Here is a 14,504-nt window from a genome sequence, read left to right on the forward strand (position 1 = left end):
TGTTTGTCTAAACGCAAAAAAATATAAAAAAATCGCGAATACTAATGATAATTACTATCAATTCGCGCTGTGTTTGATATCATCAGCACCGTCTTTTTGAAAAGAGACGGACAGCGCGAGTCAAATTTCGCTTTTAAAGGTTAGTCGATGAATGGCACAATCATCGATATGAATTTTATTATACAACACTAAAAAGAGAGTAAAGGCCAACTGATGCGTAAACTAACAGCTTCTATTCTATTGGCGTTCGGCTTGATGGGTACGGCAGTCGCTGAAACCACACCTGCAACAACACCAGCTGCGTCTCAAAACACACCATCAACACAACCGGCAGTAAATTCAGCCGCACCAACAACAACGACACCAAGTGCTGAAGTTGCATCAGTACCTGCTGAGCCTGCGCAAGGCGAAGCCGTGAACACAACAGTTGTTAATGAAAACATTGAAATTGCAACAGAAGCACCAACAGGGGGTTTTGATCAAGACTTATCTGTTTGGGGAATGTACCAAAATGCAGATAACGTGGTTAAAACCGTTATGATTGGTTTGGTGATTGCTTCTGTCATTACATGGGCTCTATTTTTCTCAAAAGGTTTGGAAATATTAGTCGCTCGTCGCCGCTTAAAAGCAGAAGCAAAAGCGATTGCTGAGGTGAAGTCACTTGATGAGGCGGTCAGTATCGCAGAAGGCTTCAAAGCAAATAGCATTACGCGTATGTTATTAAATGAAGCTGTTACTGAGCGGGCTTTATCAGCCAATAGCTCTGATTTATCAGGCACAAAAGAGCGCACATCATTCCGTTTAGAAAGAGCTGTTGCTGCGATTAGCCGTTATATGGGGCGCGGTAATGGCTATTTGGCGACTATTGGTGCGATTTCTCCATTCGTCGGTCTATTTGGGACGGTCTGGGGGATCATGAACAGTTTTATCGGGATTGCCCACTCGCAAACGACTAACCTCGCTGTTGTTGCCCCTGGTATTGCAGAAGCATTATTAGCGACAGCAATTGGTCTTATTGCCGCTATCCCTGCGGTTGTGATTTATAATATTTTTGCCCGTATGATCAACAACTATCGTGGTCAAGTAGGGGATGTCGCTGCTCAGTCCGCATTGTTACTGGGGCGTGATCTTGATCTGGCAAATAGCAAAGCAAGGTAATTATTATGGCAATGCGTTTAGGTGACGAACAAGACGATAGCGGTGAAATGCATGAAATTAACGTAACACCTTTTATTGATGTTATGTTGGTTTTATTGATTATCTTTATGGTTGCGGCACCATTGGCAACAGTTGATATTAAAGTCGACTTACCCGCCTCGACAGCGAAGCCGCAGCCGCGTCCTGAAAAACCTGTATTTCTAACGGTTAAATCGGATAGCCAGCTTTTTATTGGTGACCAAGCTGTGACAAAGGAACAGCTTGCTTCTACACTTGACCAAGCAACGAGTTCCAATAAGGAAACAACAATCTTTTTCCAAGCGGACAAGAGTGTTGATTATGAAACTATGATGGATGTAATGAATGCATTGCGTCAATCAGGGTACTTGAAGATTGGTTTAGTGGGAATGGAAGCGACATCATCCTCAAAATAAGCTGATTAAGCCATATAAACGCGTTTTATCATTAAGGGTAAAACGCGTTTTTTTATGATCTAACCATACCACTAAGATAAGTTCGTGTCTTACTAACCTCCCTTAGGTACTATTTGTGAAAATCCAAGCTCATTTATTTATCTAATTAATTTTTTTTAAAGAATTTTATTCTTATTTGACACTTTTTATTCGCAATTTGATAAGGTAGCTTGACCATTGTGCCCATTTTTTTACTCTATTTTGGATGTTTTCGCTTGTATTCCCGATAAGTAATAAAGATTTTCATTAGTTTTTATAATGAATTGTTATATGTTTCTCCTTTCTTATGATAGTAATTTCTATTGATATTACCTTTTTTTCTACCTACTCATTAGTCATATTGATTCATTTTCTTGGTTTTTTAATTTATAAATACGAGTTAAATGACCTATTAATTCTGGTTATTTTATCAATGACAATGCAATAATGATGTAAAACTTTATTAAAAATAAACCATGTTACCAATAAGGATTTATATAAGTATTATTTTTAATCTATTTTTGTATATTCCCTTATTAATAGGGTGGTTATTTAATAAAAGAGAGATTGGTCAAAAAATGATTGTTTATCATAGGTCTGGTTGTTTTTATTTTTAATTTTTAGGTTGATAAATCTTAATTACGTAAATACTACTAATAAATTATAATGAAAAATATGTTAATTTTATTAATGTTCAAAAAGTTTTATTATTCCAGGGAATATATTTTTAAAGCTAATTTATATATTTAATTAATATTAAATTTATTTTTAAATTTGAAATGAATTCTTTTTTATAAAAAATGTAAATTGTTTGTAATATCTTAACTATAGGTTAAATATTTTGCCTCATTCTTATGTTCTTGCTGTATCTTTTTGATTTAAATTGATTTTGTGTTTTATCCTGTATCTTGTCATGAAAATAAAAAAACACTTGCGCAACAAAAGTGTTGCGCTATAATGCAATCAATAACATTTAGAAACACTTTTAAATACTTTATTATACTGAGTTATCTATTTTTATAATTTACTTATGCTAGGGAATTAATAAGGCCAACACTAATTTGGGAATCATACAAAGTTAGTGAATATTTAGGTCTTAACATTAAAAATAGATATAGTTACTTAACAGTTAGCTCAGCTAAGTAAATGTATTTAGACCGTGATATAAGTGTTATTACTGGAGTCAAATGGGCTGACTACAGACTACGCATAGCAAGCGTCGCCGTAATACGGCAATTTCATATTATACTCTTCTATAGATAAAATAAGATTACACTTCCAGCGTTATCATTGAGATAGCGCTTTTTTTTTATTCCTAACTATCTCTTTAAATCTGGCTGTGCTCGAGATCAATTTGCCTCTCGTTTTATGATGAAATAACTTCACGAAAAAATTTATCGGAGTATGATGTTGCCACTTCGCTGTGGGGATCGATATAAATACTTATAACGATAATTATACAACGGCGAGTTTCTCTGCCAAGGTCTGGCGTGAATGAATTGGAAGTAACAATGACTTGGTCTGATTTTAAATCTCGCTATCTCATCGGTTTTTGGAAACCATTACCTGCAGTTATTGCCGCAGGTATCTTATCAACCTATTATTTTGGCTTGACTGGCACGTTTTGGGCAGTTACGGGTGAGTTTACGCGTTGGGGCGGGCACATCATGCAATTATTTGGCGCTGAACCAGAGACATGGGGCTATTTCAAAGTTATTGGTTTTGAAGGTACACCATTGGATCGCATTGATGGTGTGATGATTATTGGTATGTTTGCTGGGTGTTTTGCCGCTGCGTTATGGGCAAATAATATCAAATTACGAATGCCTCAGCACCGTATCCGTATTTTTCAAGCTATTTTGGGCGGTATTATCGCTGGATTTGGTGCTCGTTTGGCAATGGGGTGTAATTTAGCCGCATTCTTTACTGGGATCCCTCAATTCTCATTACACGCGTGGTACTTTGCTGTTGCTACTGCGGCAGGGTCATATTTTGGTGCGAAATTTACACTAATGCCAATGTTTCGCATCCCTGTGAAACTGAAAAAAGTCAGCACCGCATCGCCGTTAACACAAAATCATAATGTGGCGAAAAGACGCTTTAAACTAGGAATGGTGATTTTCACATTAGCACTAGCTTGGGGTTTTTATACTTTATTAGACTCCCCTGTGATGGGTTTTGCTATCTTATGTGGTATTGGCTTCGGGTTACTGATTGAAAGAGCGCAAATTTGTTTTACCTCCGCATTCCGTGATCTGTGGATCACCGGACGCACACATATGGCCAAAGCTATCATTATTGGTATGGCAGTCAGTGCAATTGGTATCTTCAGCTATGTACAGTTAGGCGCAACGCCAAAAATTTTATGGGCTGGGCCGAATGCAGTGATTGGTGGATTACTGTTTGGCTTCGGTATTGTGCTCGCTGGTGGTTGTGAAACGGGCTGGATGTACCGTGCGGTCGAGGGCCAAGTCCATTATTGGTGGGTTGGTTTTGGTAATATCATTGGTGCTACGGTGCTGGCTTATTACTGGGATGATTTAGGTCCTTGGTTGGCGACTGATTTTGACAAAGTTAATTTACTTGAAACCTTTGGACCAGAAGGTGGATTGCTAGTCACTTATGGATTATTAGCGGTAGCATTTGTGTTGATGTTGGTCTGGGAAAAACATTTTTTCCGTAAACGTTCTCAAAAAGCATCTAATGTATCCGTGGAGGTAATATGAGTAATAAAGACATTATCCCTGATTATCGTTTAGATATGGTCGGAGAACCTTGCCCATATCCAGCAGTAGCAACACTAGAAGCAATGCCATCGTTGAAAAAAGGCGAAATATTAGAAGTGGTAAGTGATTGCCCGCAGTCGATTAATAATATTCCTCTAGATGCGAAAAACTACGGTTATACGGTGTTGGATATTCAGCAAGATGGGCCGACTATTCGTTATCTTATCCAAAAATAACGAATACGCGTCATATTTTGCACTGTCGCGGTGTTGGCTTCATGCGTTAGCCCTAGTCACATACTTGTGTATGCTCCTAGGTTCTAACTCATTTGCCGCCTTGCGACAGCACAAACTATTTAGCGTATTGGTATTGGTCATACTTCGCACTGTCGCGGTGTTGGCTTCATGCGTTAGCCCTAGTCACATACTTGTGTATGCTCCTAGGTTCTAACGCATTTGCCGCCTTGCGACAGCACAAACTATTTAGCGTATTGGTATTGGTCATACTTCGTGCTGTAGCGTTGTTGACTGCACTTATAGGCTTACTCTTCTTGTTCTTGCCAATTAGTAATATCTAGGACCAGCTCGCATTCATCATCCATATAAGCGCCTGTTGGTACAAAACCAAGTTTTTTGTAGAACTCAAATGGGCTTTCTTCCCCTTCACCACAGCTATTATAAAGGCGTGGATATCCTTTTCTTTTTAAATAATGGATGACTTGAACTAGGGCTTCACGGCCGAATCCCAGCTTTTGGTAGGGTTCAGCAATCATAAAACGCCAAAGCATAATACCGTTATATTCTAATTCATCATCATCTAACCCAGAATGCAGCATGATGAAACCGACAGGGACATCATCGGCGTAAATGCCTCGATACCATGCGCAATCAGAAAACTGGGCTTCCACCATGGAATAGGCATTGTCAGCCACCATATTACGTTGTGCTTCACTAAGCGTATGACTTAGTAAGCAAATTTCAGAAAAATTATCGGCGGTGACTTTTTGTAGGGTAACCAGTGAATTTTCATCTAATTCAGGTTCGATGAGCTCTTTCATAACATTTCCTTCGACAGAATATTGACCATAATCATCAGTGATGGGCTATTTTTATTATTGTTGTTGAACATAATTAAATATTAGAAATTTGCGATATGGATATAAATCAATCAACCAGAGATTTCACTACCAGTCAATGACTTAATTGTGGCTATGTAAGCGGGATCTAAAAAGTGATGGCAACTTACTTAAGTGTGAGTTGCCATTGTGAGGGCGATAGAGGGGATAGAAACAAATTAGTGCTCGGCTTCGCCACCTAATACATCAATCAAGCGAGCGATTAATGCACTAAGTTCACCTGTCATTAATACGTAATCAGCATCAAATTTTTGCGCGTAGTCTTCTTTAGCGATGTCGTCATTTTGGTCTTTTAATGTATCGCTAAATTTGAGGCGCTTCAGGGAACCATCATCAGATAACATGAACTGGATACGCTCTTCCCAATCCAAGGCCAGTTTGGTAACGAGTTTACCGGCTTCAATGTGGGTGGCAATTTCATCAGAAATGAGTTCTTGCTTCTTACAGCGGATAATACCACCTTCTTCTAAGATAGCTTTTAGCTCCGCTTCATCCATGACGGCAAAACCTTGTGGTAATGAGCCCGAACGGATCCATTCAGTGAGTGTTAGCTCTATTGGGTCTTTAAAAGTCAGAGGGACGACAGGTAAGGAACCTAAGCTTTTGCGGAGTAAGGCTAAATTGTCTTCAGCGCGTTTTGCACTTGCGGCATCAACAATAATTAATTGATTTACTGTATCAATCCAAATGTAGGTTTTACTGAATTTACTGAATGCACGAGGAAGGAGTGAGTGAACAACTTCATCTTTTAGTGAATCTTTTTCTGTTTTCTTCAGCTTACGGCCTTGGTCAGCTTCCAATTTTTCGATTTTATCCTGCAATTCTTGCTTAATTACAGGAGATGGCAGCATTTTTTCTTCTTTTTTAGCACAGATAAGAATTTGATTACCCGCTGCATGTGTCAATGTATCACCACCATTCATAGGGGAAACCCAGCCAGTTTGCATCATATCTTGGCTACCACAAGGGTGATAGGCGAGGGCGGCAAGCTGTTTCTCTAAATCATCTGCGGAGAGTGCCAAATCCCGATTCAGGCGATAGACCAATATATTCTTGAACCACATGAAAAACCTACCTTTGTTGATAAATAGCCAGTTAGAGCAGGGGGCTATGATAGCGAATTGTCTGTTATTAAGCGAAAAAAAATGCGCTGTCGTTGAGGGCTGCTATCATTTCATTGGTTAACTATTGATAATACCCCTCAAAGCAAGCCATGATAGCTATAGAAGCCCTGACATAAAAACTTTAAATAGTAGAGAACATCATAATGAGAATAGGTATTGACCTTGGTGGAACCAAAATTGAAGTTATTGCATTAGATGACAGTGGCAATACTTTGTTTCGTAAACGTATTCCAACACCTCGTGGTGATTATGACGCGACACTTAAAGCGATAGCAAGTTTAGTGGCAGATGCAGAAACGGCGACTGGGTTGTCAGGTAGTGTTGGTGTGGGGATCCCTGGAACTTTGTCTCCTGTGACTGGTAAAGTTAAAAATGCCAATTCCACATGGCTTAATGGTAAACAGTTTGATGCCGATTTAAGTCATCTATTAAACCGTGAAGTAAAAATGGCGAATGACGCTAATTGCCTAGCTGTTTCAGAAGCGGTTGATGGTGCAGGAGCGGGTGAGAAGGTCGTGTTTGCTGTTATTATCGGAACCGGTTGTGGTGCAGGAATTGCGATAAATGGGCAAGTGCATTCAGGGGGAAATGGCGTTGCAGGGGAATGGGGGCATAACCCTTTACCATGGCAAGATGAGCAAGATAGGCAGTTTCTAGTATCAGAAAGCTGTTATTGCGGGCTGACGGGCTGCACCGAATTGTTTGTTTCAGGTACAGGGTTTATGGCGGATTATGCAAAAATGTCAGGAAGCCAAAAAACGGGGATGGAAATTGTTGCATTAGCTCAAACAGGTGATAAGCATGCCACCATTGCACTGGAAAATTACCTTAATCGCCTTGCAAAAGCCCTTGGACAAGCCATTAATATGTTAGACCCAGATGTGATAGTGCTAGGGGGCGGAATGAGTAATGTTGATTGCCTCTATGAAGAGCTACCAAAGCGTATTCGTCAGTGGGTGTTTGGTAGGGAGTGTGATACACCGATTCGTAAGGCGGTGCATGGCGATTCGAGTGGGGTTCGCGGAGCTGCTTGGTTGTTTTCGTCCTAATTTACGCTGTCGCGGTGTTGGCTTCATTCGGTTACTCGGGTCACATACTTGTGTATGCTCCCCGAGATACCCTCTTTTGCCGCCTAGCGACAACGTAAATTAGTTAGAAAATAGAGCCTGTGAGATGGTTGCGGTGTTGGCTTCATTCAGTCACTCTAGTCACATACTTATGTATGCTCCCCGAGATACCCTCTTTTGCCGCCTAGCGACAACGTAAATTAGTTAGAAAATAGAGCCTGTGAGATGGTCGCGGTGTTGGCTTCATTCGGCTACTCGGGTCACATACTTATGTATGCTCCTAGAGATGACCTCATTTTGCCGCCTTGCCACAACTCGAATTATTTAGAAAAAATACTTGGTTTCTAATCAAATGAAAGTTCTTTAGGAAAAATACTTAATTTCTAATCAAATGAAAAATATGTATAAAACTAATGATTAAATAATCATCTTTTATTTCTTAAATTAAATTTAGATTAATTGAAAATAATTTGATGGATATATTTATAGAATAAAAAGGATAAGTAAAAATAAAGGTGCTTTCTTGGCTAAATAAAGCACAGAAATTTAAGTTAAATAAGTTTCTTTAATACTCAGTGATATAAATCACAGTTCTTTTTTTCCTACGAAAAATATTCACAACTCCTCAATGGAATAAGTTGAGTTAATTAAGGTGAATTTGTCATCATTAATTCATTTTTGTGAGCTATATAAAAATCAAGCTCAATAAAAAGATGAAAACCGTGATTTAGTCACAAAAAATGGTTACTGTTTGCAGTGTATTATCATTAAAAATTGACGTCATGCACATAGTGTAAAATTTTAACGCTAACTTTGTTGTTTATTTGTTCAATTTTACAGGGTAGGTACTCAGATTTGAGAGGCAATTTTCTCTCAATAATGGCAACTAAGGGGATTACATGAATAAAGTATTAAAACTTTCAACACTTGCTATGTTAGTCGCATTTAATGCGAACGCAGCAACAGTTGATTTACGCGTAATGGAAACATCGGATGTTCACAGCAACCTCATTGATTTTGACTATTATAGAGACAAGCCGACAGAGCAATTTGGTTACGTTCGTACCGCGACATTAATTAAAGCCGCTAAACAAGAAGCGACAAACTCAGTATTAGTGGACAACGGAGATTTAATCCAAGGTAGCCCATTAGCAGACTATATAGTAGGTGAAGGTTTAAAAGACGGTGAATCTCACCCTGCACATAAACTTTTAAATACTATGGGTTACACCGTAGGTAACTTCGGTAACCATGAGTTTAACTTTGGATTAGAATTCTTACATAAAGCTATTGATGGCGCAAAATTCCCATACATTAACGCTAATATTATTGATGCGAAAACGGGTAAAAACTACTTTAACCCATACATTATTGTAGATACACCGGTTAAAGATAGAGACGGTAAAACGCACACTATCAAGATTGGTTACATTGGTTTTGTTCCCCCACAAATTCTTATTTGGGATAAACCAAATTTAGAAGGCAAAGTTTTAGTTAATGACATTACTGAAACTGCGAAAAAATTTGTACCACAAATGAAAAAAGAAGGTGCGGATTTAGTTGTTGCTATTCCTCACTCTGGTTTTTCTCAAGAGCCATATAAAGCAATGGCTGAAAACTCAGTTTATTACCTCAGTGAAGTCCCAGGTATCGACGCTATCATGTTTGGCCACTCACACGGCGTGTTCCCTAGCAAAGATTTCAGCGATATCAAAGGTGTTGATATTGCAAAGGGAACAGTTAATGGTGTACCTGCGGTTATGCCAGGACAGTGGGGTGATCATTTAGGTGTGGTTGATTTAGTGGTCAATAATGATGATGGCGCGTGGAAAGTGGTTGATGCAACAGCTCATGCACGCCCTGTCTATGATAAACCAAATAAGAAAGCCTTGGTTGAGCGTGATGGCGACCTAGCAAAAATTATTGAACAAGAACACCAAGATACTCGTAAGTTTGTCGGAAAACATATCGGTAAAGCATCCGAAAATATGTACAGCTACTTAGCATTGGTTCAAAGCGACCCAACTGTACAAATCGTGAATGATGCTCAAATCGATTACACCAAAAACTTTATTCAAGGTGACCCTGACCTCGCAGATTTACCAGTTCTTGCAGCCGCAGCGCCATTTAAAGCGGGTGGACGTAAAAATTCACCGACTGAATTTATTGAAGTCGAAAAAGGTGATTTAACTTTCCGTAATGCTGCTGACTTATATTTATATCCAAATACATTAGTTGTAGTTAAAGCCACAGGTGCGGATGTCGTCGAGTGGTTAGAATGTTCAGCCGGGATGTTCAATCAAATCAACCCACAATCAACAGCACCACAAAGCTTATTGAATTGGAATGGTTTCAGAACTTATAATTTCGATACAATTAGTGGTGTAAATTACCAAATCGACCTGACTCAGCCAGCGAAATACGATGTTGATTGCCAAACAGTCAACAAAGATGCTAACCGAATCAAAAACGTAACCTACCAAGGTAAACCGATTGATCCAAAAGCAACTTTCTTAGTGGCAACGAATAACTACCGTGGCTACGGCGGTAAATTTGCTGGAACAGGTGATAATAATGTTGCATTTGCATCACCGGATGAAAACCGTTCTATTTTAGCGGCTTATATTGCTAAAGAGTCTAAAGATAAAGGACAAATTGCGACTAAAGCGGCTAATAATTGGTCATTCACTCCAATTAAAACAGACAAAAAACTGGATATTCGCTTTGAAACTGCACCGAGTGAAAAAGCAGCAAAATTCATCAAAGAGAATGCACAGTATCCGATGAAACAAGTCGGTACTGATGATATTGGTTTCGCTATTTATCAAATAGATTTAACCGAGAAGTAATCTGAACACATTGATATCATTCAAGCCTACCTACGGGTGGGCTTTTTAGTGGCTAAATAATGTGTTTAAGAGGTACTTTTTAGAGGGGAAAATAGTGCTCGGAATATTAAGACAATTTTTACATTAAATATTCCGAGCAGTTATGATTAAGGTAACCATTATGGAGCTACTCATAAAAGACATTTAACATAGGTAATTTAGTGTGTTTATCATACTCAACTTTCACATATTCAGATTCTACCTTTTGGCCATTTTTTAAAGACCCAGTTATTGAAACATCTTTACCTTTTCGGTAACACGTAATATTCACTTGCTCTTTATGTTCAACTTTGACTGAACATTGTGGCTCATAGATATAACCTGTAAATGTAATTGTACCTCCTGATGAATTATTACTTGCATAGGTGAAAGAACAACTTGAAATGATTATAGCAACAACAGATGTTAGTAAAGATAAACCTTTCATAGTCCACCCCCCTTAATAACACTTACACGATGGAACGTGTTTTTGTGCTCTCACTTTTAGTGTAGTTCAAATATCTATAATGCAAAACTAAAAATGAAAATATACTTAGAGTTTAGTAGGGTGATTGGCTAATGAATTGATAAATATCAACTTATGTAGTTGTCAAATTTCGCATGTTCAATTAATAGTCAGACGGTAACACGAGTGTAATAATAATAGTATAATTGTAAATATTTCTTTTTATTTCGATAAACTATTTTGAATAAATATGTTTTATTGAGGGTGCGGATTAATTTAGAATAAGTTATAAGTTAAAACTATGATCATCATTGGTGATGACATTGAATTATTCACCTTGATTATATCAAATAAATAAAATCCTCTCGTAAATATATTACGAGAGGATTATTTAAATTCTTAGTATTCTAGTTTATTTGAAAACTTTGAAACGAACATCGTCGTCCATAAAGTCTTTATCACCAGCGGGTGCATTAATCGAACCAAATACCATTTGAGCGCGTAATATCCAGTTAGCTGGTACATTCCATGTTGTTTGAACGTCATTATCAATCAGTGGATTGTAATGTTGCAAAGATGCACCGATATTTTCTTGTGATAATGCTGTCCAGACTGCAAATTGTGCGATACCACTGGCTTGTTCAGACCAAATTGGGAAATTATCCGCATATAAAGGGAATTGTTCTTGTAAACCTTTTACGATGTTTTCGTCTTCAAAAAACAGAATAGAACCAGCCCCTGCAGCAAAGCTATCAATTTTTTGTTCTGTTGAAGCGAAGGCTTGCTCAGGAACAATTTTACGCAGTGCTTCTTTAGTCATATTCCACAATTTTTTGTGTTCAGCACCAAATAAAATTACCACACGAGACGTTTGCGAGTTAAATGATGATGGTGAATGTTTAACTGCTTCTTTAATTAGTTTCGTGACGTGTTCTTCTGATACTGGTAAAGCATCGCCGAGGTTATAAATAGTACGACGATTTTTAATCATTTCGATAAATGCGTTAGACATTTTAGTCTCCTAGCTTTTCATTAGCGCACGGCATTTTATTGAATAAATCTTAGAAGCCGTAGTGTGTTTCAATGGTTATTACTATAACTTGGCGAATGAAAAATCATAGAAAAAAAATTTAACGATAAGGTTCAAATTTTTGCACTAAGTTAAGCTTTGCTTTTAATTTGTTTAAAATCAATATATTAAATATGTTTCTGGTGAGGTTTTATGATGGGAGATGACATTAATAGGCACAAATGAATAATATACATATAAAATAATTGAGCATAGAAAAAGAGAGAATAGATGGGGCATTAAAGAGCCTAGCAAGAGGCGTAATCCTGCTAGGCAAGAATGATAACTAGTTTTACTTAATTGAGTTCACTAACATTTTTGGTTATTTCGATTTTAGTTCCACCAAAATTATCAATGATGTACTTTCTTACCGCTTCAGTGTGGTACAGTTCTGCTAATTTGGCAAATTTAGGGTTATCCTTGTTATCTGTTTTAACAACTAATAAATTGATATTATTAATAATAGTCTCATCATTCTCTTCCCTAAATAACGAGTCAGTTAAAACGTTTAACCCGCCTTCTTGTGCAGCGGTATTACCTATGACTGCAATATCAACATCAGGCAATGCTCTTGGGCCATGAGCATATTTTATTTGCCTAAAAACTAAGTCCTTAGGGTTCGAGACAATATCATTAGTAGACCCTGTGGCTTGGTTAAAATTAGGTTTTAATGCAATTAACCCCGACTTTTCAAGTAATTTAAGTGCACGTATATGGTTGGCGGCATCATTGGGAATGGCAACGATAGATTGCTTAGGTAAATCAGCTAATTTTTTATGTTTTACCGAATATATGCCCATTGGCTCAAAGTAGGTGGTTGAGATCGCCGTTAATTGGTTATTATGATTTTTATTAAAATCTTTTAAAAACCCCCAAGATTGAAATGCATTAACATCAACATCTCCGTCAATGGTAGCGACGTTGAGTGTTATTCCATCGTCAATAATTTTGACATCAATATCGAGGTTGGCTTGTTTAGCTTCCGGTGATTGGGCAATAAATTTCCATATATCCGCATCACTACCGTGGCTGCCAATAATAATTTTTTGTGAAGTTACTTTTTGTGGTTCTGTAATTTCATTGGTGTCTTCTTCTTGGGAGCAAGCCACTAAGGCTGATAACGACAAGGACAATAACACTGCAGGTAGTTTTTTCATTTGATGATCTCTAATTGGTTTTGTTCTCGGTATCTAACCAAATAAAAATAACGCTTTATAAATAATATTTTTTTCATATTTCTTATTTTCAGTTATATAAGATGTGAACTGTTACAAAAAGTTATATCGATATAGTTTTAAATTATTTTTAGTAATATCAGATGTGGTATTTAATCGAGTGATAAATATATCTTGAATTTTATTCATTATTTAAATAAATATTTTAGAAGGTCGATTAATATGTCTATAACACAATTACCCATTATTGATTTACAAGAACTCGAAAACCCTGAAACACGAGAGAATTTCTACAAAAAATTACGGGTTATTGCTAGAGAAATTGGTTTTTTTTATCTTGTTGGGCACAATATTCCTGTTGGTACACGTGAGCAACTATTAGCCACAACTAAACAATTTTTTGCCTTACCTCAAAGCGAAAAAGAAAGCATTTCTATGGAGCACTCAAAGCATTTTCGTGGGTATACAGCATCCACGGAAGAGAGCACTCGTAGCCAGCCGGATTACCGTGAACAGATTGATATTGGTGAAGAGTTACCTGCATTGCAACTTAATCAAGATGACCCTATCTGGTTTAATTTACACGGGCCAAACCAATGGCCGCAATCTTTACCTGAACTTAAATCTCAGGCACTTGCGTGGCAAAGTGAAATGCGAACCATTGCAGTAAAATTAATTAAAGCGTTTTTAGTTGCACTAGAATTACCTGAAAATAGTTTTGATAAAATTATTGCCGAGCCGGCACAACATTTATTAAAACTTATTCATTACCCGGCAAGAGAAAATAATAATGAAGGAGAGCAAGGCGTTGGCGCACATAAAGATGCGGGGATCTTAACCTTATTATGGCAGGACAATAGTGGAGGCCTACAAGTTGAAACAGATGTAGGCTGGATAGATGTTGAACCTTTGGAAAATGCATTTGTGGTAAATATTGGAGAAGTATTTGAATTAGCCACTAATGGCTATTTACGTGCGAATGTTCATCAAGTTGTTAGGCGTAAAAATAGTCATTCTCGTTATTCTATTGCTTATTTTATTACGCCAAATATTTTTGCAGAAGAAGTCCCATTATTAAATTTACCCCATTATTTAGCGCAACAAGCGTTAGGGCCTGATAGCGATCCATTGAATCCATTATTTACCAACCTCGGAAAAAATGTCATTAAAGGGCGCTTGCGCTCCCATTTAACGGTCACACGTCGCTTTTATCCTAAGGAATATGAGCAAATAATAAGTAATAATAATATTATCTGAGCAGTCGA

12 protein-coding genes are annotated in these 14,504 nt (G+C 37.5%); 7 read left to right on the plus strand and 5 right to left on the minus strand.

The genetic code is table 11. The annotated features are described in order from the left end of the window. The first annotated feature begins 213 nt into the window (after positions 1-213). The 4 genes from exbB (at position 214) to yedF (ending at position 4,572) form a co-directional block, all read left to right on the plus strand. Positions 214-1,158, plus strand: a complete 945-nt coding sequence (gene exbB / locus M1F17_RS03275; RefSeq protein ID WP_004905606.1) for a tonB-system energizer ExbB — start codon at positions 214-216, stop codon at positions 1,156-1,158. 5 nt (positions 1,159-1,163) lie between these two features. After that, positions 1,164-1,592, plus strand: a complete 429-nt coding sequence (gene exbD / locus M1F17_RS03280) for a TonB system transport protein ExbD (protein WP_094961939.1) — start codon at positions 1,164-1,166, stop codon at positions 1,590-1,592. A 1,529-nt stretch (positions 1,593-3,121) separates the two neighbouring features. Next, complete coding sequence (gene yedE / locus M1F17_RS03285; RefSeq protein ID WP_004905600.1) at positions 3,122-4,336, plus strand: selenium metabolism membrane protein YedE/FdhT; 1,215 nt, start codon at positions 3,122-3,124, stop codon at positions 4,334-4,336. Continuing rightward, positions 4,333-4,572 (plus strand): sulfurtransferase-like selenium metabolism protein YedF, encoded by a 240-nt coding sequence (gene yedF, locus M1F17_RS03290; RefSeq protein ID WP_004905598.1) that lies wholly within the window; start codon positions 4,333-4,335, stop codon positions 4,570-4,572. The genes yedE and yedF overlap by 4 nt, the downstream gene beginning before the upstream one ends. Positions 4,573-4,877: 305 nt before the next feature. Here yedF and M1F17_RS03295 read toward each other — a convergent pair whose 3' ends face one another. Then, positions 4,878-5,393, minus strand: a complete 516-nt coding sequence (locus tag M1F17_RS03295) for a GNAT family N-acetyltransferase (RefSeq protein ID WP_004905596.1) — start codon at positions 5,391-5,393, stop codon at positions 4,878-4,880. Between the two features lie 236 nt (positions 5,394-5,629). After that, positions 5,630-6,535, minus strand: a complete 906-nt coding sequence (gene rdgC, locus M1F17_RS03300; protein ID WP_094961941.1) for a recombination-associated protein RdgC — start codon at positions 6,533-6,535, stop codon at positions 5,630-5,632. A 203-nt stretch (positions 6,536-6,738) separates the two neighbouring features. Here rdgC and mak point away from each other — a divergent pair, with 203 nt between their 5' ends. After that, positions 6,739-7,644: a fructokinase gene (gene mak / locus M1F17_RS03305; protein ID WP_094961942.1), complete on the plus strand. Its 906-nt coding sequence runs from the start codon at positions 6,739-6,741 to the stop codon at positions 7,642-7,644. Between the two features lie 917 nt (positions 7,645-8,561). Then, entirely contained in the window at positions 8,562-10,511 is a 1,950-nt protein-coding gene (locus M1F17_RS03310; protein WP_004905590.1) for a bifunctional 2',3'-cyclic-nucleotide 2'-phosphodiesterase/3'-nucleotidase, read from the plus strand. 166 nt (positions 10,512-10,677) lie between these two features. On the opposite strand, the gene M1F17_RS03315 is transcribed toward M1F17_RS03310, so the two are convergent. The 3 genes from M1F17_RS03315 to M1F17_RS03325 form a co-directional block, all read right to left on the minus strand. Then, a complete protein-coding gene (locus tag M1F17_RS03315) occupies positions 10,678-10,977 on the minus strand; it encodes a hypothetical protein (protein WP_004905588.1) in 300 nt (99 codons plus the stop codon). A 430-nt stretch (positions 10,978-11,407) separates the two neighbouring features. Then, complete coding sequence (locus M1F17_RS03320; RefSeq protein WP_004905586.1) at positions 11,408-12,007, minus strand: nitroreductase family protein; 600 nt, start codon at positions 12,005-12,007, stop codon at positions 11,408-11,410. 353 nt (positions 12,008-12,360) lie between these two features. Next, complete coding sequence (locus M1F17_RS03325; RefSeq protein WP_112307834.1) at positions 12,361-13,221, minus strand: MetQ/NlpA family ABC transporter substrate-binding protein; 861 nt, start codon at positions 13,219-13,221, stop codon at positions 12,361-12,363. Positions 13,222-13,461: 240 nt separating this feature from the next. On the opposite strand from M1F17_RS03325, the gene M1F17_RS03330 reads away from it, so the two are divergent. Next, complete coding sequence (locus tag M1F17_RS03330; protein WP_318837235.1) at positions 13,462-14,496, plus strand: isopenicillin N synthase family dioxygenase; 1,035 nt, start codon at positions 13,462-13,464, stop codon at positions 14,494-14,496. The last annotated feature ends 8 nt before the right edge of the window (positions 14,497-14,504 follow it).

Origin of the sequence: Providencia sp. PROV073, assembly GCF_033688125.1 — a bacterium.
Taxonomy (GTDB): Bacteria; Pseudomonadota; Gammaproteobacteria; order Enterobacterales; family Enterobacteriaceae; genus Providencia; species Providencia hangzhouensis.

Excerpts from the sequence above, each read along its gene's own strand:
- exbB (WP_004905606.1), top strand. The coding sequence starts at position 214 with ATGCGTAAACTAACAGCTTCTATTCTATTGGCGTTCGGCTTGATGGGT.
- exbD (WP_094961939.1), top strand. The coding sequence starts at position 1,164 with ATGGCAATGCGTTTAGGTGACGAACAAGACGATAGCGGTGAAATGCAT.
- yedE (WP_004905600.1), top strand. The coding sequence starts at position 3,122 with ATGACTTGGTCTGATTTTAAATCTCGCTATCTCATCGGTTTTTGGAAA.
- yedF (WP_004905598.1), top strand. The coding sequence starts at position 4,333 with ATGAGTAATAAAGACATTATCCCTGATTATCGTTTAGATATGGTCGGA.
- M1F17_RS03295 (WP_004905596.1), bottom strand. The coding sequence starts at position 5,393 with ATGAAAGAGCTCATCGAACCTGAATTAGATGAAAATTCACTGGTTACC.
- rdgC (WP_094961941.1), bottom strand. The coding sequence starts at position 6,535 with ATGTGGTTCAAGAATATATTGGTCTATCGCCTGAATCGGGATTTGGCA.
- mak (WP_094961942.1), top strand. The coding sequence starts at position 6,739 with ATGAGAATAGGTATTGACCTTGGTGGAACCAAAATTGAAGTTATTGCA.
- M1F17_RS03310 (WP_004905590.1), top strand. The coding sequence starts at position 8,562 with ATGAATAAAGTATTAAAACTTTCAACACTTGCTATGTTAGTCGCATTT.
- M1F17_RS03315 (WP_004905588.1), bottom strand. The coding sequence starts at position 10,977 with ATGAAAGGTTTATCTTTACTAACATCTGTTGTTGCTATAATCATTTCA.
- M1F17_RS03320 (WP_004905586.1), bottom strand. The coding sequence starts at position 12,007 with ATGTCTAACGCATTTATCGAAATGATTAAAAATCGTCGTACTATTTAT.
- M1F17_RS03325 (WP_112307834.1), bottom strand. The coding sequence starts at position 13,221 with ATGAAAAAACTACCTGCAGTGTTATTGTCCTTGTCGTTATCAGCCTTA.
- M1F17_RS03330 (WP_318837235.1), top strand. The coding sequence starts at position 13,462 with ATGTCTATAACACAATTACCCATTATTGATTTACAAGAACTCGAAAAC.